14 protein-coding genes are annotated in these 20,308 nt (G+C 73.0%); 10 read left to right on the top strand and 4 right to left on the bottom strand.

Annotated features, from left to right (window positions below; genetic code table 11):
* The first annotated feature begins 216 nt into the window (after nt 1-216).
* The 5 genes from ACLJN9_RS13090 (at nt 217) to ACLJN9_RS13070 (ending at nt 5,567) form a co-directional block, all read left to right on the top strand.
* A complete protein-coding gene (locus ACLJN9_RS13090; protein WP_410811977.1) occupies nt 217-885 on the top strand; it encodes a uridine kinase in 669 nt (222 codons plus the stop codon).
* Nucleotides 886-963: 78 nt separating this feature from the next.
* Nucleotides 964-2,217, top strand: coding sequence for a M48 family metalloprotease (locus tag ACLJN9_RS13085; RefSeq protein ID WP_410811513.1), 1,254 nt, complete (start codon nt 964-966; stop codon nt 2,215-2,217).
* A 36-nt stretch (nt 2,218-2,253) separates the two neighbouring features.
* A complete protein-coding gene (locus tag ACLJN9_RS13080; RefSeq protein ID WP_410811976.1) occupies nt 2,254-3,606 on the top strand; it encodes a dipeptidase in 1,353 nt (450 codons plus the stop codon).
* Nucleotides 3,607-3,683: 77 nt separating this feature from the next.
* Nucleotides 3,684-3,890: a hypothetical protein gene (locus ACLJN9_RS13075; RefSeq protein WP_410811512.1), complete on the top strand. Its 207-nt coding sequence runs from the start codon at nt 3,684-3,686 to the stop codon at nt 3,888-3,890.
* 84 nt (nt 3,891-3,974) lie between these two features.
* Nucleotides 3,975-5,567: an ATP-dependent DNA ligase gene (locus tag ACLJN9_RS13070; protein WP_410811511.1), complete on the top strand. Its 1,593-nt coding sequence runs from the start codon at nt 3,975-3,977 to the stop codon at nt 5,565-5,567.
* 7 nt (nt 5,568-5,574) lie between these two features.
* On the opposite strand, the gene ACLJN9_RS13065 is transcribed toward ACLJN9_RS13070, so the two are convergent.
* Nucleotides 5,575-6,396 carry an SURF1 family protein gene (locus ACLJN9_RS13065; RefSeq protein ID WP_410811510.1) on the bottom strand — a complete coding sequence of 274 codons (822 nt, stop codon included), beginning with the start codon at nt 6,394-6,396 and terminating at the stop codon, nt 5,575-5,577.
* Nucleotides 6,397-6,569: 173 nt separating this feature from the next.
* Between ACLJN9_RS13065 and ACLJN9_RS13060 the strand changes: the two genes are divergently transcribed.
* Entirely contained in the window at nt 6,570-7,973 is a 1,404-nt protein-coding gene (locus ACLJN9_RS13060) for a cobyrinate a,c-diamide synthase (protein ID WP_410811509.1), read from the top strand.
* A 30-nt stretch (nt 7,974-8,003) separates the two neighbouring features.
* On the opposite strand, the gene ACLJN9_RS13055 is transcribed toward ACLJN9_RS13060, so the two are convergent.
* Nucleotides 8,004-10,136 (bottom strand): transglycosylase domain-containing protein, encoded by a 2,133-nt coding sequence (locus ACLJN9_RS13055; protein WP_410811508.1) that lies wholly within the window; start codon nt 10,134-10,136, stop codon nt 8,004-8,006.
* A 121-nt stretch (nt 10,137-10,257) separates the two neighbouring features.
* Between ACLJN9_RS13055 and cobC the strand changes: the two genes are divergently transcribed.
* Genes cobC through cobA form a run of 3 tightly spaced genes read left to right on the top strand, consistent with a single transcriptional unit; the run spans nt 10,258 to nt 13,717 of the window.
* The gene (gene cobC / locus ACLJN9_RS13050; protein ID WP_410811507.1) at nt 10,258-11,355 is read left to right on the top strand and encodes an Rv2231c family pyridoxal phosphate-dependent protein CobC; all 1,098 of its coding nucleotides are present in this window, start codon (nt 10,258-10,260) and stop codon (nt 11,353-11,355) included.
* Nucleotides 11,355-12,440, top strand: coding sequence for a nicotinate-nucleotide--dimethylbenzimidazole phosphoribosyltransferase (gene cobT / locus ACLJN9_RS13045; RefSeq protein ID WP_410811975.1), 1,086 nt, complete (start codon nt 11,355-11,357; stop codon nt 12,438-12,440). The genes cobC and cobT overlap by 1 nt, the downstream gene beginning before the upstream one ends.
* Nucleotides 12,437-13,717 carry a uroporphyrinogen-III C-methyltransferase gene (cobA, locus tag ACLJN9_RS13040; protein WP_410811506.1) on the top strand — a complete coding sequence of 427 codons (1,281 nt, stop codon included), beginning with the start codon at nt 12,437-12,439 and terminating at the stop codon, nt 13,715-13,717. Before cobT ends, cobA begins: the two co-directional genes overlap by 4 nt.
* A 377-nt stretch (nt 13,718-14,094) precedes the next feature.
* Here the strand turns inward: cobA and otsB are convergent, their stop codons facing one another.
* Nucleotides 14,095-16,656 (bottom strand): trehalose-phosphatase, encoded by a 2,562-nt coding sequence (gene otsB / locus ACLJN9_RS13035; RefSeq protein WP_410811974.1) that lies wholly within the window; start codon nt 16,654-16,656, stop codon nt 14,095-14,097.
* A 41-nt stretch (nt 16,657-16,697) separates the two neighbouring features.
* Nucleotides 16,698-18,098 carry a trehalose-6-phosphate synthase gene (locus ACLJN9_RS13030; RefSeq protein WP_410811505.1) on the bottom strand — a complete coding sequence of 467 codons (1,401 nt, stop codon included), beginning with the start codon at nt 18,096-18,098 and terminating at the stop codon, nt 16,698-16,700.
* Nucleotides 18,099-18,627: 529 nt separating this feature from the next.
* Here ACLJN9_RS13030 and ettA point away from each other — a divergent pair.
* Nucleotides 18,628-20,304 carry an energy-dependent translational throttle protein EttA gene (gene ettA, locus ACLJN9_RS13025; RefSeq protein WP_410811504.1) on the top strand — a complete coding sequence of 559 codons (1,677 nt, stop codon included), beginning with the start codon at nt 18,628-18,630 and terminating at the stop codon, nt 20,302-20,304.
* The last annotated feature ends 4 nt before the right edge of the window (nt 20,305-20,308 follow it).

Below are 20,308 nucleotides of genomic sequence, written 5' to 3'. Positions count from 1 at the left end.
GGACGTGATGGTGCCGCTGGATCAGTGCCGTGGAGTCGACCACGGTAACCAGCGTCGACGGCGGCATACTGCGGTCGTGTACGAACTCGTCGGCCGAGGGCCACTCGTCGACGGCATCCACCATTCCGCCTGGAGGCGGCCCGAACACGCGAGGCCGCGCTGAGCCCCGGAACCGACCGGCCGGCACCGGGCCGCGAGGTCATGGACGTCGCAGGAATGGCCGGAGACGTCGAGGAGACGTCCGGCCACGGAACCGGCAGGTCGAGCGTGGCGGTCGTCGAGGCGTACGCCGAGTTGGGTCGTCGGGTGCTCGCGGACCCGGCGCGGTTGGGGCCGACCCGCCTGGTGGCGGTCGACGGACCGAGCGGCGCGGGCAAGAGCCGGTTCGCCGCGCGCCTCGCGGACGCCCTCGCGGAGCTGACCGGCGGGGTGCGGCCGCCGGTGGTGCACACCGACGACCTGCTGGACGGCTGGGAGGACCAGCTCAGCTTCTGGCCCCGGCTGGAGGAGTGGGTGCTGGGCCCGCTGCGCGCCGGGCGGCCCGGCGCCTACCGCCGCTACAGCTGGGTGCGGCGTGCCTTCCTGCCCCGGCCGGTGCCCGTGCCGGTCGCGCCGGTGCTGATCGTGGAGGGGGTGAGTGCCGCGCGCGCGGCGGTGCGCCCGGAGCTGACCCGGGCCATCTTCGTCAGCGCGCCCGGGCCGCTGCGGCTGGCCCGTGCGGTGGCTCGCGACGGTCCGGAGATCCTGCCGGAGCTGCGTCGCTGGCACGCCGGGGAGCGGGCGCACTTCGCCGCCGACCGTACGGCCGGGCACGCCGACCTGCGCGTCGACGGCGCGCCGGACCTGCCGCACGACGCCGACCGGTACTACCTGCGGATCCCCTGACCGGGTAGGCCATGGACGCTGGCCGCGAGCTGCGGCACGATGCGTGCAGGGTCGGGTACGGCGGAACGGGGAGCCAGCATGACGGCAGCGGAGACGCCCGCGCGGCGTCGGATCACACTCACCGGCATCAGTTCCCGGGCCTGGGAGCATCCCGCCGACCGGGGCGCCCTCGTGGCGTTGCGGGAGCTGCGCGGGTTCGACGACGTGCTGCGCACGTTCTTCGGAATGTGGAACGAGCGTGGTTTCCGGCTCTCCGTGCTGGCCTCCGGCATCCGGGTCGACCACCGGCAGTACCCGGCGGTCTGGCAGCGCTACGCCGAGGCGGCCGCGACGCTGGACGTGGCCGAGCTGCCCGAGCTGTACGTGACCCAGTCGCCCTGGTTGGGCGCCGAGGCCGTCGGCCTGGACCGGCCGTTCATCGTGCTCAACTCCGCGTGTGTCCAACAGCTCGACGAGGACGAGCTGCGCTGCCTGCTCGGCCACGAGTTGGGCCACGTGGGCAGCGGGCACGCGGTCTACAAGACGATGCTGATGATCCTCACCCGGTGGGCGGCCAACCTGAGCTGGCTGCCGGTCGGCGCGATCGCGCTGCGGGCGATCATCGCGGCGATGTTGGAGTGGTGGCGCAAGGCGGAGCTCTCCGCCGACCGGGCCGGCCTGCTCGCCGGGCAGGATCCGGCCGCCGCGCTGCGGCTGCTCATGAAGCTCGCCGGTGGGGGAGACCTGTCCCAGGTCGACACCACCGCGTTCCTGGAGCAGGCCGCCGAGTACGCCGGAGGCGGTGACCTGCGGGACAGCCTGCACAAGATCAGGATGACCGCGTGGAGCACCCACCCGGCGCCGGTGGCCCGCGCCGCCCAGCTGCGCCAGTGGGTCGACTCCGGGGCGTACGGGCGGGTGCTGGCCGGGGACTACCCGCGCCGCGACGACGACGGCTCGACCAGCGTCTCGGAGGAGATCAAGGCGGCTGCGGAGTCGTACCGGGAGGAGTTCAACCGGTCCACCGACCCGCTGGTGGGGCTGCTGCGCCGGCTCGGCGACGGCGCCGCCGACGTGGGCGAGTGGGTGGGCGGCGGCGCCGGGCGGGCCCGCTCCTGGATGGACGCCGCCACCGAGGCCGCCGGCCGGGCCCGCCGAGCCGGCCGGGCCGCGCCGGGCGCCTCCGCTGGTGCCACCGCGCCGGGCGGCGGTGACGGCGCGGCCTCACCGGGCGGCGGTGACGGCACGGGCTCACCGGCCGGCGGTGACGGCACGGGCTCACCGGCCGGCGGTGACGGCACGGGCTCACCGGCCGGCGGTGACGGCACGGGCTCGCCCGGCACGCCGGGGTAAGGCCGGCATACGATGCCGGTCATGACCACACCGATCATGTCCGAGTCCGAGGTGCGGGCCGCCGTCGAGCGGGAGATGCCCGGCGTACGGGCCGACCTGGAACGCCTCGTCCGCATCCCCGGCATCGCCTTCGAGGGCTTCGACCACTCGCACGTGGAGCGCTCCGCCGAGGCGGTCGCCGAGCTGCTGCGCGGTTGTGGCCTGGACGTCGACATCGTGCGTTCCGGCGGCCAGCCCGCGGTGATCGGCCGTCGGGCCGCCCCGCCCGGCGCACCCACCGTGCTGCTCTACGCCCACCACGACGTGCAGCCGGTCGGCGACCGGTCACTGTGGGAGTCCGACCCGTTCGAGCCGGTGGAGCGGGACGGCCGGCTCTACGGCCGGGGCGCGGCCGACGACAAGGCCGGCATCATGGCGCACGTCGCGGCGCTGCGCGCGTACTCCGACGCGCTGCCGGTCGGCGTGGTCCTGTTCATCGAGGGCGAGGAGGAGTACGGCTCCGACTCGCTGGAGCGGCTGCTGGTCGAGCACCGCGACGAGATCGCCTCGGACGTCATCGTGATCGCCGACTCCGGTAACTGGGACATCGGCGTACCGGCGTTGACGACCTCCCTGCGCGGCATCGTGAACTGCTTCGTCGAGGTCCGCACGCTGGACCACGCGGTGCACAGCGGCATGTTCGGCGGCGCCGTCCCGGACGCGCTCACCGCGCTGGTCCGGCTGCTGGCCACGCTGCACGACGACGCCGGGGACGTGGCGGTCGACGGGCTGGTGGGCCGCGAGGGCGCCGTCGTCGACTACCCGGAGGACCGGGTCCGGGTCGAGGCCGGGCTGGCCGAGGGCGTGCAGTTCATCGGCACCGGCCGGATCACCGACCGGCTCTGGACCAAGCCAGCGCTGGCGGTGCTCGGCGTCGACGCCCCGTCCACCGGCGAGGCGCCGAACGCGCTGGTCCCGTCCGCGAAGGCCAAGTTGAGCATCCGGCTCGCCCCGGGCGACGACCCCAAGCGGGCGTACGCGGCGGTGCGCGCGCACCTGGAGAAGCATGCGCCGTGGGGCGCCCAGGTGACGGTCAGCTTCGAGCACGACGGCGACCCGTGTGTGATCGACGCGTCCGGGCCGATGTTCGACGCCGCCCGCTCGGCGTTCCGTACGGCCTGGGACGGCACCGACCCGGTGGACATCGGCGTCGGCGGCTCGATTCCGTTCATCGCCACCTTCCAGGAGATGTTCCCGGACGCGGCGATCCTGGTGACCGGTGTGGAGGACCCGCACGCCCGCGCGCACGGCCCGAACGAGAGCCTGCACCTCGGCGAGTTCGCCCGGGTCTGCCTCGCCGAGGCGCTGCTGCTGGGCAACGTGGCCGCGGCGGGCTCGAACGGGAGCTAGGTGTCGGAACAGTAACTTGTGGGCTGATCTGGGGATTTACGGCGTGTCGAGCGCGCGGCTGTTATAGCCTTTCGTACATGAGTACGAACGAGGTGATGGCCCGGTTGGGGGCCGCGGTCAGCGCGCTGGGGGACGTCGATGTCTCCGCATGGCCCGAGGACACGCTCAAGGAACAGCTCGGTGAGCTCTCCGCCGCTTTGGTCGCCCTCGACACGGTGCTCTCCCGGGTCGCCGGCGAGGTCCGCGCCCGGGGGTTGCGCATCGAGGAACCCGTCTCCGCCTGACCCGCCGCCCGGCTGGGTGGCGGCGCCCCGCCGACACCGCCCGGGCACGGCAATGCCCGGGCGGTGTCGGGGGCGGCTGGCAGGATGAGCTCCGTGCGGTTTCTCGACCTGGCAGCCACCTCCGCCGCCGTCGGCGCCACCAGTGGCCGGCGGGCCAAGGTGGAGCTGCTCGCCGACGCGTTACGCCGGCTCGACCCGGCCGAGGTGGAGCCCGGCGCGGGCTATCTCGCGGGTGAGCTGCGCCAGCGGCAGACCGGGGTGGGTTATGCGAGCCTGCGTGACCTGCCGCCACCGGCGGTCGAGCCGACGTTGAGCGTGGCCGACGTCGACGCGGCCATCGCGCAGATCGCGGCGGTGCAGGGCACGGGCTCGCAGGCCCGACGCCGGGCGCTGCTCGGTGCCCTCTTCGCGGCGGCGACCGCCGACGAGCAGCGGCTGCTCACCGACCTGTTCGGCGGCGAGCTGCGCCAGGGCGCCCAGGCCGGGTTGCTCGCCGACGCGGTGGCCCGAGCCGCCGAGGTGCCGGTCGCGGCGGTCCGTCGGGCACTGCTGCTCGCCGGGGACCTGCGCGCGGTGGCGGTGGCCGCGCTGGCCGGAGGCGCCGCCGAGCTGGCCGGGTTCGGCCTGCGGGTCGGCCGGCCACTGGCGCCGATGCTCGCCCAGAGCGCCCCGTCGGTGGACGAGGCGTTGGCCGCCACCGGCACGCCGGCGGTGGTCGACGTGAAGCTCGACGGCATCCGCATCCAGGTGCACCGTTCCGGCAGCGACATCGCCGTCTTCACCCGCAGCCTCGACGAGATCACCTCCCGGGTGCCCGAGGTGGTCGCCGCGGTCCGCGCGCTGCCCGGTCGGGAGTTGGTGCTCGACGGTGAGGCGATCGGCCTGGACGAGACGGGCCGCCCACTGCCGTTCCAGCAGACCTCGAGCCGGGCCGCCCGGCGCACCACAGCCAGCACCACGGGGCGTACACCGGTCGCCCCGGCCGTGCTCGCAGCCGCCGCCAGCACCGGCCAGACCGTGCTGACGCCATACTTCTTCGACCTGCTGCACCTCGACGGCACGGATCTGATCGACCTGCCCGGCCGGGAGCGGTGGGCCGCGCTCGCCGGCGCGGTCGACGCGTCGCTGCTGGTCGGGCGGATGGAGGTCGACGGCCCGGAGCAGGCCGGGGCCGCGTTCGCCGCCGCCCTCGACGCCGGCCAGGAGGGTGTCGTGGTCAAGGCACCGGACGCGCCCTACGACGCCGGCCGGCGCGGCGCGGCCTGGGTGAAGGTCAAGCCCCGGCACACCCTCGACCTGGTGGTGCTCGCCGTCGAGTGGGGCAGTGGCCGGCGCAAGGGGTGGCTGTCCAACCTGCATCTCGGCGCCCGCGACCCGCGCACCGGTGACTTCGTGATGCTGGGCAAGACGTTCAAGGGGCTCACCGACGAGCTGCTGCGCTGGCAGACCGAACGCTTCCTCGGCCTCGCGGTGGAGCGCGGCGACTGGGTGGTCCGGGTGCGCCCCGAGCAGGTGGTCGAGATCGCCTTCGACGGGGTGCAGACGAGTCCGCGCTACCCGGGCGGGGTGGCGCTGCGGTTCGCCCGGGTGGTGCGCTACCGCGACGACAAGTCGGCCGCCGAGGCGGACACCATCGATGCCGTCCGCGCCATCCACGCCGGGCGGCCCAGCGGCTGACCGGTGGTCAGACGGACGGGCTCGGCGTCGGCTCGGCGGCCCGGTCCAGCGGGGCACCGGTGGCGCCGAGGCCGGCGGCACGGCGGGCCTCCCGACGGGCCACCCAGCCATAGCCGAACAGCGCCATTCCGGCGAAGAGCCACCACTGCACGACGTAGCCGAAGTTCTGCCAGTTGTTGGTGTGCCCCACCGGCACCGCCGTGAACACCGGGTCGGCGGCCGGGGTCTGCGCGTCCAGCAGCAGGTAACCGCCATACACCGGATAGGGCAGTTCGCGTGCCAGTCGCGGCATGCCGACGCGTCGGGTTTCGAGCCGGCCGTCGCGCCGGTCCACCGCGCCGCCACCGCTCTCGCTCTCGTGCACCCGGCCGCTCACCGTCACGTCGCCGGTGGGCACGGCGGGCACCGACGGTTGGGCGGTCGCCCCGCCCGGTGCCGGCGGAATCCAACCGCGATCCACCAGCAGCGCCGAGCCGTCGGGGAGCACCAGCGGGGTCAGCACCTCGAAGCCGACCCGGCTGTCCACCGTGCGGCCACGAACCAGGACGGTGTTCGTCGGGTCGTACCGGCCGGTGGCGGTGATCCTGGTCCAGACCTTGTCCTCGGCGGGGGCCGGCCCGACCGTTCCCGCGCCCCCGGTGGGGGCGCGCAGCGCGTCACCCAGTGGAGCCGGAGCCATCCGCTGGCCGGCGTCGATCCGCTCGTTGACCTCGGTACGCGCCCGGTAGCGATCCAGCTGCCAGTTGCCCAGCAGCACCATGACCGCCGAGGCGACCAGGGTTAGCGCGAGAGCGCCCAGCCAGCGTGGGCTCAGCAGGAACCGGTACACGGCACCGAGGTTACCCGTATGACGGGGGCCACTGACCTGGGCCGGGCCGGGAGGGCTCGACCGGCCGAGGTTGGCGGTGCTCGCGCGCCGGGACGGGCGGGTATCGTCACGCGGACGGATCGGCCCCCCGGCCGGCCGTCGCGTACCCCCGCCGCCCCCGCGAGGAGTCGATGATGACCGTCGTGCCGCGTCTGGTGCTCAGCGCGCCGTCCTCCGGGCATGGCAAGAACGCGCTGGCCATCGGGCTGCTCGCCGCCCTGGCCGACCGGGATGTCGATGTCGCCGGGTTCAAGCTTGGCCCCGACCACGTCGACGCCGCCTACCTCGGTCTCGCCGCCGGTCGGCCCGGCCGGGTGATCGACCCGCGGCTGGTCGGCGTCGACCAGATCGCCGCGCTGGTCGCGCACGGCGCAGCGGGCGCCGGGCTCGCCGTGGTGCAGGGCAGCATGGGGCTGTACGACTCGGTCAGCGGTCGCCCGGAGCAGGAGTCCACGGCCGCCGCGGCCGCCGCGCTGCGCAGCCCGGTGGTGCTGGTGGTCGACGTGGCCGCGATGGGCCAGTCGGTCGCCGCCCTGGTGCACGGCTTCCGCTCGTACGACGAGCAGTTGTGGCTCGGCGGGGTGATCCTCAACCGGGTGGCGTCGTCCCGGCACGAGGGCATGCTGCGGGAGGCGTTGGACGACGTGGGTGTGCCGGTCTACGGCGCGCTGCGCAGGCAGGACCTGCCGACGGTGCTGCCGTCGCGCCGGCACGGTGTGGCGCCGGTGGTCGACGGGTCCGCCGACGCCGTCCGCGCGGTCCGCCGGCTGGGTGAGGCGGTAGCCGCGACGGTCGACCTGGAACGTCTGCTCGGGCTGGCCCGCTCCGCCCCACCGCTGCCCACGGCGCCCTGGTCGCCGCGGGAGGCGCTGGGTCCGGTGTCGGTTCCGGCGGACCGCCCCCTGGTGGCGCTGGCCGGTGGACCGGGCGGCAGCTTCAGCCACCCGGAGACCGCCGAGCTGCTGCGGGCCGCCGGTGCCGAGGTGGTGATGGTCGACCCGTTACGCGACGAGGCGCTGCCGGCCGGCACCCGCGCGCTGGTGGTCGGCGGCGCGCTGCCCGAGGCGTACGCGGAGCAGCTGTCGGCCAACCGGCGGCTCTGCATCGCGGTCGCCGAGTTGGCGCGTACCGGACGTCCGGTGGTCGCCGAGGGAGCCGGCCTGCTCTGGCTGGCCCGGGAGCTGGACGGGTTGCCGATGTGCGGGGTGCTGGACGCGGTCGGCGTCAGCCGGGACGGCCTGGTGGTGGGCTACCGGGAGGCGACCGCCCAGACCGACAGCGTGGTCGCCGCGAGCGGCACGGTCCTGATGGGGCACAAGGAGCATCGGGCGGTGCTCACCCCGCGGGCCGGTCAGCGCCCGGCGTGGAGCTGGGACGGTGGCACGCCGGAGGGTTTCGTGTGGCGTAACGTGCACGCCTCCCAGCTCGCCCTGCACTGGGCCGCCCACCCGGCGACCGCGGCCCGGCTGGTCGCGGCGGCGGCAGCCGAGCCGGCGGCCGAGGCGGTGGCCGCGCAGCCCGGCGTGGTGCCGGCCTGACCGGTCGGGCGGCGGTGCGCCGATCGGAGGTCAGCCGACGATGGCCTCCGAGGGTGGGGTGAACTGGCGGGTCGGTTGGCCCTTGAGGCCGTCGCGCAGGGTCTGCGCGACCGCCGCGACCGGGATCTGGGACTGCCCGTCACCGACCGCGTTGAACGGGTTGTCCGGGTCGGAGATGAAGCTGGCCGCAGCCAACTCCGGGGTGTAGCCGACGAACCAGGCGGACCGGGTGCTGTCGGTGGTACCCGTCTTGCCGGCCACCGGGCGGCCGACCGTACCCCGGACGCTGTCGGCGGTGGACCAGCCGCCGCAGCCCCCGCGCGCCGGGGTGTCCCCGGTCGGGCAGCGGGCCGCGTCGGTGGCCGCCCGGGCGGCGTCCGCGCTGACCACCTGGCGGCAGCGCGGCTTGGCCACCTCGCGCTGGATGCCGGCGGGTGTGACGTACGCGGCCGGAGTCCCGTCCCGGTTCATGATCGCGGACACCGGGATGGCCTCGCAGTAGCGGCCGTCGGCCGCGACGGCGGCGTAGGCGTTCGCCATCTCCAGCGGGGTGGCGTCGGAGACACCCAGGGTGAACGCGCCCCACTTCTTCACCTTGGTCGGTGACGCCTGGTCCCGGTCGACGTCGGTGCGCCAGCGCAGGCCGAGTTGTTCGGCCAGCCGCACCGCCCGGTCCGCACCGACCTTCTCCTCCAGCCACACGAAGTACGTGTTGACCGACTTTCCGAAGCCGGACCACATGGTCTGCTGCCCGGTCATGGCAGCGCTGGCGTTGGACGGCGCCCAGCCGTCGTAGACCGCCGACTTGTACCGGTACGGGGCGTTGAACGATGTGGAGAGCGTCATGCCGGAGTCCAGTGCGGCGAGCATCGGGAACATCTTGAACGTCGACCCGGCCTGGTAGCCCGGCAGGTCGCCGCCGCCGAGCAGGGGCGCCACCGTGTTCGGATAGTTGGCCTTCACCTTCGGTCCGGCCTCCGGGTTGGAGCTCTGCGGGTTCTCGCTCAGGTCCAGCGAGTACGTCCGGTTCACCGCCATCGCCTTGACCCGTCCGGTGCCCGGTTCGGAGACCACGATGCCGTTGGCGAACGGGCTGCCGGTGCCCTCCTTGGCGCTGACGTTCTTCTCCGCCGCTTCCTGGATCTTCGGGTCGATGCTGAGTACGACGCGGTAGCCGCCCCGGCGGAGCTTGTCCATCCGTTCCAGCCGGTTCGCCCCGAACGCGGGCTGCGTGCTCCACCAGTTCTTCAGGTAGTCGCAGGCGAAGCCCCAGCTCTGGTACTTCTCCGGGATCGAGGCGCAGTCGTTCGGCGGGTTGGTGAGTTTCAGCCTGATCGGCTCGGTCTTCGCGGCGGTGGCCGAGTCGGGGGAGAGGTAGCCGAGCTGGCTCATGCGGTCCAGCACGTAGTTGCGCCGACCGGTGGCGTCCTTCTGGTCGGAGTCGGCCGGGTCGTACTCCGACGGCGACTTGACCAGCCCGGCCAGGGTGGCCGCCTCGACCGGGGTGAGGTCCTTGGGAGTCTTGGAGAAGAAGATCTCACTGGCCGCGTAGATGCCGTACGCCCGGTGCCCGAAGTACGCCGAGTTCAGGTAGCGCTCCAGGATCTGCTCCTTGCTCATCTCCTTCTCCAGGTCCAGGGCCATCCGCATCTCCTTGACCTTGCGCAGGCTGGTCTGCTGGGTGGCCTCCTGGACCTCCTTGGGCGTGACCGCGCTGTCCCGCAGGGCCATCCGGACGTACTGCATGGTCAACGTCGAGGCGCCCTGGGACACGCCGCTGGAGCGGGCGTTGGCCACGAAGGCCCGGGCCACACCCTTCGGGTCGACGCCGTGGTGCTGGTAGAAGCGGGAGTCCTCGGCGGCGACGATCGCCTGCTGGATGTTCGGCGACATGTCCGACAGCTTGGTGTACTGCCGGTACTCCTCGTAGAACATGGTCAGCACGGTCTTGCCGTCCGGGGCGTAGAGGTAGGAGGTCTCGGCGGGCAGGGCGGTGGTCAGCAGCTTGGTCTTGTGCTCCACGGCGTGCGCGGTGGCCTTCGCGCCGAGCCCGGTGACGGCGGCCAGCGGGTACGCGGCGGCGGCGATCACGATGCCGGCGATCAGTCCGGCGCGGAGGAGAGGAACGAGTCGACCAGCGGCAGCAAGGGGTCGGTTGCTCACCTGGTCAAGTTATGACAATTCGAATGCCGACATGAGAAGAACTCATAAACCATCCGGTGGTGATGCGTCTTACGTCGCCACCGGCTGTCCCACCGGCCGCCTTCCCGGCAGGATCGCGGACATGTCTGATCAGCCGAGCGCGCCGACGCCGGTCGCCGGTTCCGTGGGCGCCTGTGAGCCGGACCTGGCCCACCACGGCGACGCGGAGGCGAGCGCCGGCCTGATCGACCTCGCCGTCAACGTACGCCGGGCGCCGATGCCGACCTGGCTGGCCGGTCCGATCGCCGACACCCTCACCGACCTGGCCCGCTACCCGGACCCGGCGCCGGCCCGTGCCGCGGTCGCCGCCCGGCACCGGCGTCACCCGGACGAGGTACTGCTCACCGCCGGCGCGGCCGAGGGCTTCGTGCTGATCGCCCAGGCGCTGCGCGGCGTCCGCCGGCCGGTGGTGGTGCACCCCCAGTTCACCGAGCCGGAGGCGGCGCTGCGGGCCGCCGGGCACCAGGTGGAGCGGGTGCTGCTGGACCCTGCCGAGGACTTCCGTCTCGACCCGGACCGGGTTCCCGCCGATGCCGACCTCGTGATGATCGGCAACCCGACGAACCCCACCTCGGTGCTGCACCCGGCGCGGACCCTGGCCGCGTTGGCCCGCCCCGGCCGGGTGCTGGTGATCGACGAGGCGTTCGCCGACACCACGGCGGTCACCGGGCGGCCCGGCGAGCCGGAGTCGCTCGCGGAAAGGCGTGACCTGCCCGGGCTGCTCGTGGTGCGCAGCCTGACCAAGACCTGGGGTCTGGCCGGCCTGCGGATCGGCTACCTGCTCGGCGCGCCGGATCTCCTGTCCCGGCTGGCCGCCGTCCAGCCGCTCTGGGCCGTCTCCACACCCGCGCTGGCCGCCGCGTCGGCCTGCGCCACCCCGGTCGCGGTCCGGGCCGAACGCGCGATCGCCGCCGAACTCGCCGCCGACCGCGACCACCTGGTGGCCCGCCTGGCCTACCTGCCCGGGGTACGCGTCGCCGGCCGCCCGGCCAGCGCGTTCGTGCTGCTGCACCTGGCTGGCGCGGGCCGGATCCGGGCGGCCCTGCGCGACCGGGGCTGGGCGGTACGCCGGGGCGACACCTTTCCCGGCCTCGGCCCGGACTGGCTGCGGGTGGCGGTGCGCGACCAATCCACCACCGACGCATTCGTCGAGGTGCTACGAGAGACCATGGAGGCATGATGCTGGAGACCACGATCGCGGCGATCCGCCCGCTGGACGAGGCGGCCATGGCCGACGCCCGCGAGCTGCACGGCCGGCTGACCAAGCCGGCGGGTTCGCTGGGCGCGCTGGAGGAGCTGTCGGTACGCCTCGCCGGCCTGGCCGCGACCTGCCCGCCTCCGGTGCCCGAGCGGGCCGCGGTGGCGATCTTCGCCGGTGACCACGGGGTGCACGCCCAGCGGGTGACCCCGTGGCCGCAGGAGGTCACCGCGCAGATGATCGGCAACTTCCTCGCTGGCGGGGCCGTCGTCAACGCGTTCGCCCGGCAGGCCGGCGCCTCGGTCACCGTGGTCGACGTCGGCGTGGCCACCCCGCTTCCCGTCGGGCCCGCCCCGGCCAGCCCGGCCCTCGACCCGTCCGCGCCGCGGTTCGTCGCCGCGACCGTGCGCCGGGGCACCCGGGACCTCGCGGTGACCGCCGCGCTCACCCGGGACGAGGCGGAGGCGGCGGTGCGGACGGGGATCCGGATCGCCGACGAGCTGATCGACGCCGGTGCCGGCATCCTGCTCACCGGGGACATGGGCATCGGCAACACGACCCCGGCAGCCGCGCTGATCGCCGCGTTCACCGGGGCCGACCCGCTCGACGCCACCGGCCGGGGCACCGGGGTCGACGACCCGACGTACGCCCGGAAGGTGGCGGTGGTGCGGGCCGCGCTGGCCCGGCACGCGCCCGACCGGGCCGACCCGCTGGGTGTGCTGGCCGCCGTCGGCGGACTGGAGCACGCCGCGCTGGCCGGGCTGATCCTGGGTGCCGCGGCCCGCCGCACACCGGTGCTGCTGGACGGCGTGATCGCGGTCTCCGCCGCGCTCGCCGCCGCGGCGTTCGCCCCGGACGCGGTCGGCGCCATGATCGCGGGTCACCGCTCGGCCGAGCCGGGCGCGACGGTGGCGCTGCGCCACCTCGGCCTCGACCCGCTGATCGACCTGGGACTGCGCCTCGGTGAGGGCACCGGCGCGCTGCTGGCCCTGCCGGTTGTCACCGGCGCGGTCCGGGTGCTGCACGAGGTGGCCACCTTCGACTCCGCCGGGGTGGCCGAGAAGTGAGCAACCCGTACCCCCTCGGTCTGCGGCTGGACGGGCGGCGGGTGGTCGTGGTGGGCGGTGGCGCGGTCGCCACCCGACGGGTGCCGGCGCTGCTGGACGCCGGCGCGGACGTCCTGCTGGTGGCACCGGAGCTGACCCCGGCGCTGCGTGCCCGGGCGGACGCGGGCCGGCTGCGCTGGGCAGAGCGGCGGTTCGCGCCCGAGGACCTGGACGGCGCGTGGCTCGTCCAGGTGGCGGTCGACGATCCGGTGGCCGCCGAGTCGGTGAGCGTCGCCGCCGCCGAACGTCGGATCTTCTGCGTCCGGGCCGACGACCGGACGGCCGCCACGGCCTGGACCCCGGCGGTGACCCGGCACGGCCCGGTCACCGTGGCCGTGCTCGGCGGCGGCGACCCCCGACGGGCGATGAACGTCCGCGACGCCATCCGCGAGCTGCTCACCGCCCGCCTGACCCCGCTGGATGCCGCTCCGACGCACGGTGCCGCTCCGACGCGCGATCGGCCCGATACCGCCGCGACAGGCGGCGCGGCCGGGACAGCCGACGGGGGCCAGATCGGGCGGGTGGCCCTCGTCGGGGCGGGACCGGGTGACCCGGAGCTGATCACGGTTAGGGGCTGGCGGCTGCTCACCGAGGCCGACGTGGTCGTCGCCGACCGGCTGGTGCCCGGCCTGCTGCTGGACGAACTGCGCGCCGACGTCGAGCTGGTGGACGCCTCGAAGATCCCCTACGGCCCGTCCCGGACCCAGGAGGAGATCAACCGGATCCTGGTCGACCGGGCCCTCGCCGGTGCCTCCGTGGTGCGACTCAAGGGTGGCGATCCCTACGTCTTCGGCCGGGGCGGCGAGGAGCTGCTGGCCTGCGCGGCCGCCGGCGTTCCGGTGACCGTGGTCCCGGGGGTGACCAGCTCGATCGCGGCACCGGCGGCAGCCGGTATTCCGGTGACCCACCGGTCGGTGGTGCACGAGTTCACCGTGGTCTCCGGGCACCTCGCGCCCGACTCGCCGGCCTCGCTGGTGCGCTGGGAGGCCCTCGCCGGTCTACGCGGGACGCTAGTGATCATGATGGGCCTGCAGAACCTGGCCGCCATCACGGCAACCCTGATCGCCCACGGTCGGTCGCCGCAGACGCCGGCCGCCGTCGTCCAGGAGGGCACGACGGGCGCGCAACGGTCGCTGCGGTCCACCCTCGGCGCGGTGGCCGCCGATGCGGTCGCCGCCGACCTGCGCCCGCCCGCCGTCGTCGTGGTGGGCGATGTGGTGGGTGCACTCGACGCCTGACGGGCCGGGAGTGCGGGCTGCCTGTTGCCCGGTTCGGCTGTCGTCGCTCATCGCTCCGGAGCCTCATCCAGGATGGTGGGGTCGCACCTTCGGCACGAGGATCGGGTGGTTCCCGGGCGCCCTTTGCTCTGCTTCACCCGACGCAACAGGACGAAGGTGTTTGTGGTGCGCCGGGTGAAGCAGAGCAAAGGGTCGGCCGAGGGCGAGGGCGAGGCCGAGGCCGAGGCCGAGGGGCGAGGCCGAGCGCGAGCGCGGGCGCCAGGGCGGTGGCGCTCGGGTGACCGGTGCCAGCCGGCGCAGCCACCGATCGGCGGGGTCGAATCGACGACGTGGCCGGAGCGCAAGCGCTCCGGCCACGTCGTCGTGCAGGCTGTCGACTACTGCTTGAGCATGTTGTCCAGCAGCAGGGCGCAGCGGATCAGACCGAGGTGGCTGTACGCCTGCGGATGGTTGCCCAATCCGCGCTCGGCGAGCGGGTCGTACTGCTCAGGAAGCAGCCCGGTCGGGCCGGCGGTGAGCACCATCTGCGCGAAAAGCTCCTCGGCGTCGGTGCGGCGGCCGGTGCGCAGGTACGCCTCGATCAGCCACGCCGTGCAGATGTGGAAGCCGCCCTCGCGGCCGGGCAGGCCGTCGTCCCAGTGGTAGCGGTAGACGACCGGGCCGCTCCGCAGGTCCGCCTCGATGCGCAGGACGGTGGACAGGAAGCGAGGGTCGTCGCCCGGAAGCAGACCGGAGAGCCCGATCCAGAGCGACGAGGCGTCCATGTCCTCGTCGCCGTACGCGACGCTGTACGCCTCGACCTCGGGGTGCCAACCGTGCTCCAGCACGTTCGCGCCGATCCGGTCGCGCAGTTCCACCCACTCGGGCCGGTCCTCGCCACCGTGCTGACGCATCACGTGCAGCGCCCGGTCGACGGTCATCCAGCACATCACCTTCGAGAAGATGTGGTGCCGGGGTGGCAGCCGGGCCTCCCAGATGCCGTGGTCGGGCTCGTGCCAGCGGCGGCGGACCGCCTCGACCATGTTGTCCAGCACCCGCCACTCGTCCTCGCGTACCGAGCCACGGGCGTCGGCGACGGCCGCGATCAGGTCGGCGATCGGGCCGAAGACGTCCAGTTGGAGCTGGTGGTTGGCGAGGTTGCCGACCCGGACCGGCCGGGAGCCGGCGTACCCGGGCAGGGTGTCGATGACCGCCTCGGCGCCCAGTTCGTAGCCGTCGATGGTGTAGAGCGGGTGCAGCCGCTCCGGGTGCCCACCGGTCCGCTCGATGCAGCCGTCCACCCAGCGCAGCAGACCCTCGGCCTCGCCGAGGGAGCCCAGGTCGACCAGCGCGCGGGCGGTCAGTGCCGCGTCGCGGAGCCAGCAGTAGCGGTAGTCCCAGTTGCGGACGCCGCCCAGCTCCTCGGGGAGCGAGGTGGTGGCCGCGGCCAGGATCGAGCCGGTCGCCTCGTGGCAGAGCCCGCGCAGGGTGAGCGCGCTGCGGGCGACGAGGTCACGGGCGGTGGACGGCAGCCGCAGCGAGGCAACCCAGTCCTTCCACGGCTGCTCGGCCGCGGCCTGCCGCTCGTGGATCGGCACCCGGTGGTGCTCCAGGCTGTGCGTGCCGAAGCGCAGCTCCAGCACGACCTGCCCGCCGGCGGCGGAGAGGTCGACGACGGCCTTGGCGGTCTCGTACCCGCCGTCGTTCCCGACCGTCCACTCGACGCCGGGGGAGTAGAGCGCGACGGGCTCGTTGGAGCCGAGCACCAGCAGGCCGTCACCGAGCGGCTGCATCTGCACGGCGACCTGACCGAACTCGGGGCGCGGCGCGAACTCCACACGGGCTTTGCCGTGGCCGGTGAGCACCCGGATGAGGGTCGAGTCGCCGGTGACCACCGGCGGGCCCTCCGGGGTGGTCTCCTGGGCCGGCTTGTCCAGCCAGTCGGTGACGGTCAGCCCGGACCAGCGGGTCTCCACGGTCATCGTGCCGGAGCGGTAGCGCTGACCCAGCGGGATGCCCCCGCGTTCCGGTGCCACGCTGAAGTGACCGGCCGGGCTGCCACCGACCAGGTCGGCGAAGATCGCCGCCGAGTCCGGCTTGGGGTGGCAGAGCCAGCTGACCTTGGCCTCGGGGGTGAGCAGCGCGACGGTACGGCCGTTGGCCAGCATGGAGTGCCGCTCGATCGGCACGGCACGCTCGCCGAAGAGCCAGTGCCGCCGGGTCTCCAGCAGCAGCGCGAGCGCGCGGGCCGCCTCGAGCGGCTCGGCCACCCGGTAGGTGGCCTGGGTGTCCCCCGGGCCGATCTTGATGCCGAGATCCGGCCCGTGCAGGTTGCCGAACGCGTTCTCGTCGGTCACGTCGTCGCCGATGAAGAGCACCGCGCTGGCCGAGAGCTGGGTCCGCAGCTGGTCGACCGCGGTGCCCTTGTGGGTGGCCACCACGGAGAGTTCGATGACCTCCTTGCCCTGGGTGACCGTGACGCCGTCCCAGGTGGCCGGGCCGCTGCGGACCGCCTCGATGGCCGCGCCGGCGATCTGCGGGTCGACCCCGCGGGTGTGCACGGCGACGCTTGCCGGCTTGCGTTCCAGCCGGATGCCGGGGTGTTCGGCGGCGATCTCGCGCAGCGCGTTCCGTACCCGGGTGCGCACGGCGACCAGCTCGGGGGAGAGCCGCTCGACGAAGCCGATGTCGAACTCGGAGCCGTGGCTGCCGACGAGGTGCACCTCGCTGGGCAGCCGGGACAGTGCGGCCAGGTCGCGCAGCGCCCGGCCGGAGACGACCGCCACGGTGGTCTGCGGCAGCGCGGCGAGCGCGCGGACCGCGGCCACCGACTCGGGCAGCGGTACGGCGGTGCTCGGGTCCTCCACGATCGGCGCCAGTGTGCCGTCGTAGTCGCAGGCGACCAGGAGCTGGGGGATCCGGGCGATCCGCCCGATGGCGGCACGCAACTCGGGATCCATCACCCCGGTGGCGATCGCCGCTCCGTCGTTGACGGACGTGTTCACGCGGCCTCCGTCTCGGAAACTCCGAGCTCGGAGAGGAAAGACTTGGCCCAGTGCCCCACGTCGTGGGTACGCAGGTGACGTTGCATTGTCCGCATCCGGCGGCGCGCCTCGGTTTTCTCCACGTGCACGGCCCGGAGCAGGGCGTCCTTGACCGCGTCCGGGTCGTGCGGGTTACACAGAAAGGCCTGGCGCAGCTCCGTTGCGGCGCCGGCGAATTCACTGAGCACGAGCGCGCCACCCTGGTCGGCGCGCGATGCGACGTACTCCTTGGCTACCAGATTCATTCCGTCTCGCAGCGGGGTCACCATCATCACGTCGGCGGCGACGTACATCGCGGCCAGTTCACTGCGACTGTACGACTGATGCAGATAGTGCACCGCAGGCACGCCGACCCTGCCGAATTCGCCGTTGATCCGACCGACCTCGCGCTCCACCTTGACCCGAAGCGCCTGGTAGTGCTCGACGCGCTCCCGGCTGGGAGTGGCCACCTGCACCATGACCGCGTCGGGAACTGTCAGCTTTCCGTCAGCCAGCAGCTCGCGGAAGGCCTTCAGCCGCAACTCGATGCCCTTGGTGTAGTCCAGCCGGTCGACGCCCAGGATTATCGTCTTCGGGTCGCCGAGCTCCGCGCGGATCTGCTTGGCCCGGGCCTGGATCGCCGGGTCGGCGGCCATCCGCTCCATCTCCTGGGTGTCGATCGAGATGGGGAACGCGCCCGCCTTCACCTGCCGCCCGTCGACCTGGATCATCTGCCCCTCGTAGCGCAGCCCGAGCAGGTGCCGGGCCAGCCGGACGAAGTTCTGCGCGGCCAGCCGCTGCTGGAAACCGACCAGGTCGGCCCCGAGCAGACCGCGCAGGATCTCGGTGCGGAACGGCATCTGCATGAACAGCTCGATCGGCGGGAACGGGATGTGCAGGAAGAAGCCGATCCGCAGGTCCGGACGCAGCTCGCGCAGCATCGCCGGGACCAGCTGAAGCTGGTAATCCTGCACCCAGACCGTCGCGCCCTCGGCCGCGACCTCTGCCGCAGCCTCCGCGAATCGCGCGTTGACCAGGCGGTACGCCTCCCGCCAGCGGCGCTTGTAGGCCGGCGTCTCGACGGCGTCGTGATAGAGCGGCCAGATCGTCGCGTTGGACTGACCCTCGTAGTACCGCTCCAACTCCTCGGCGCTGAGCGGAACCGGGTGCAGCCGGATCCCCTCCAGGTCGAACGGCTCGGGGGCGGCGCCGGTGCCACCGGCCCAGCCGACCCAGGTCCCCTGTTGTTCGGCCAGCACGGGATGCAGCGCGGTGACCAGCCCGCCTGGGCTGCGTCGCCACTGCCGTCCCTCGGGTGTGCTCACCTCGTCGACCGGCAGACGGTTCGCCACGACGACAAAGGAGCTACGGACGGTCACGATCGGCCACCTCCGGGTACTGACGGGTCCACCGCGCTGAGCGTACTGAGCGTAGCTGCGGCCTCTGGGCCCTTGTGCCGGAGTGCCCTACCCGTCCCACGGTCGCTGGAATCCCGATCGTGATCTTGTCGACAGGACGCCGTCAGAGGTCGATGATCGGCCATTCCCTGGGCAGCGCCTCGCCCAGCAGCTCCCGCTGATCCGTCATGATCGGCGTCGTCGCTCGTGCCGCCTCCAGTGCCGCCTGAGCCAGGTCAGCTCCTTGGCCGACCCTTCCGCGACGTCGTCGGGGACACTGATGGCAATCTTCTTGGTCATACTCGCGACGCTGGCCAGTAATACCGGCGCCGGCGACGGGGCTCGCCGCGTACTGCTGGGGCGGGGTGATGTGGGCGAAGCGCCGCGTACCTGTCAGGATTGACGATGGCGTGCGTGCGGCCGGCTCCCGGCCGACGGCGGCGGGCGGTTCTCTCAGCCCGCGCCGCGCCGCCGATCAGGCGACAGTAAATCGACGGAGGTAGCCCGCACCGTGGCCCAGTACATCTACGTCCTGGAAAAGGCGCGCAAGGCGCACGGCGACAAGATCGTGCTCGACAACGTGACGCTGAGCTTCCTGCCGGGGGCCAAGATCGGTGTGGTCGGCCCGAACGGCGCCGGTAAGTCCAGCCTCCTCAAGATCATGGCAGGACTGGACAAGCCGAGCAACGGCGATGCCCGGCTGATGCCCGGCTACACCGTCGGCATGCTCGCCCAGGAGCCCCCGCTCAACGACGCCAAGACCGTCCTCGGCAACGTCGAGGAGGCGGTCGCCGAGACCAAGGCCAAGCTGGAGCGGTTCAACAAGATCGCCGAGCAGATGGCCACCGACTACTCCGACGAGCTGATGGAGGAGATGGGCAAGCTCCAGGAGGAGCTCGACCACCTCGACGCGTGGGACGTCGACTCCAAGCTCGAGCTGGCCATGGACGCCCTGCGCTGCCCGCCGCCGGACGCCGACGTCACCCAGCTCTCCGGTGGTGAGCGCCGCCGCGTCGCGCTCTGCAAGCTGCTGCTGGAGGCGCCCGACCTGCTGCTGCTCGACGAGCCGACCAACCACCTGGACGCGGAGAGCGTCTCCTGGCTGGAGCAGCACCTGGCCAAGTACGCCGGCACCGTCATGGCGATCACCCACGACCGGTACTTCCTGGACAAGGTGGCCGGCTGGATCCTGGAGCTGGACCGCGGCCGCGCCATCGGCTACGAGGGCAACTACTCCACGTACCTGGAGAAGAAGGCGGCCCGCCTGGCCGTCGAGGGCCGTCGCGACGCCAAGATGAAGAAGCGCCTCACCGAGGAACTGGAGTGGGTCCGCTCCAACGCCAAGGCCCGCCAGACTAAGTCCAAGGCCCGCCTGGACCGGTACGACGAGATGGCCACCGAGGCGGAGAAGACCCGCAAACTGGACTTCGAGGAGATCCAGATCCCGCCGGGTCCGCGCCTGGGCAGCACCGTGATCGAGTCGCAGAGCCTCAGCAAGGGCTTCGGTGACCGGTTGCTGATCGACGGCCTGTCGTTCTCGCTGCCGCGCAACGGCATCGTCGGCATCATCGGCCCCAACGGTGTCGGCAAGACCACGCTGTTCAAGACCATCGTCGGGCTGGAGCAGCCGACCGACGGCGAGGTCCGCGTCGGCCCCACCGTCTCGCTGTCGTACGTCGACCAGAACCGGCAGGGCCTCGACGGCGACAAGACCGTCTGGGAGGTCGTCTCCGACGGCTTGGACTACCTGATGGTCGGCAAGGTCGAGATGCCGTCGCGGGCGTACATCGCCGCGTTCGGCTTCAAGGGACCGGACCAGCAGAAGCCGACCAAGGTGCTCTCCGGCGGCGAGCGCAACCGGCTCAACCTGGCGCTGACGCTGAAGATCGGCGGCAACGTGATCCTGCTCGACGAGCCCACCAACGACCTGGACGTGGAGACCCTCTCCAGCCTGGAGAACGCGCTGCTGGAGTTCCCCGGTTGCGCCGTGGTCATCTCGCACGACCGGATGTTCCTGGACCGGGTCTCCACGCACATCCTGGCCTGGGAGGGCGACGACCAGGACCCGGCCAGGTGGTTCTGGTTCGAGGGCAACTTCGAGGCGTACGAGAAGAACAAGATCGACCGCCTCGGCGCGGAGGCCGCCCGGCCGCACCGGGTGACCTACCGCAAGCTGACCCGCGACTGATCGG

The sequence above is a fragment of the Micromonospora sp. 067-2 genome (assembly GCF_046549295.1).
Lineage (GTDB): Bacteria > Actinomycetota > Actinomycetes > Mycobacteriales > Micromonosporaceae > Micromonospora.
Note: the sequence above shows the minus strand (reverse complement) of the source record. Positions and strands in the feature narration are given on the sequence as shown.

Bases quoted from the DNA above. Each gene is read 5' to 3' on its own strand.
- ACLJN9_RS13090 (WP_410811977.1), top strand. From the start codon at position 217: ATGGCCGGAGACGTCGAGGAGACGTCCGGCCACGGAACCGGCAGGTCG.
- ACLJN9_RS13085 (WP_410811513.1), top strand. From the start codon at position 964: ATGACGGCAGCGGAGACGCCCGCGCGGCGTCGGATCACACTCACCGGC.
- ACLJN9_RS13080 (WP_410811976.1), top strand. From the start codon at position 2,254: ATGTCCGAGTCCGAGGTGCGGGCCGCCGTCGAGCGGGAGATGCCCGGC.
- ACLJN9_RS13075 (WP_410811512.1), top strand. From the start codon at position 3,684: ATGAGTACGAACGAGGTGATGGCCCGGTTGGGGGCCGCGGTCAGCGCG.
- ACLJN9_RS13070 (WP_410811511.1), top strand. From the start codon at position 3,975: ATGAGCTCCGTGCGGTTTCTCGACCTGGCAGCCACCTCCGCCGCCGTC.
- ACLJN9_RS13060 (WP_410811509.1), top strand. From the start codon at position 6,570: ATGACCGTCGTGCCGCGTCTGGTGCTCAGCGCGCCGTCCTCCGGGCAT.
- cobC (WP_410811507.1), top strand. From the start codon at position 10,258: ATGTCTGATCAGCCGAGCGCGCCGACGCCGGTCGCCGGTTCCGTGGGC.
- cobT (WP_410811975.1), top strand. From the start codon at position 11,355: ATGCTGGAGACCACGATCGCGGCGATCCGCCCGCTGGACGAGGCGGCC.
- otsB (WP_410811974.1), bottom strand. From the start codon at position 16,656: ATGGATCCCGAGTTGCGTGCCGCCATCGGGCGGATCGCCCGGATCCCC.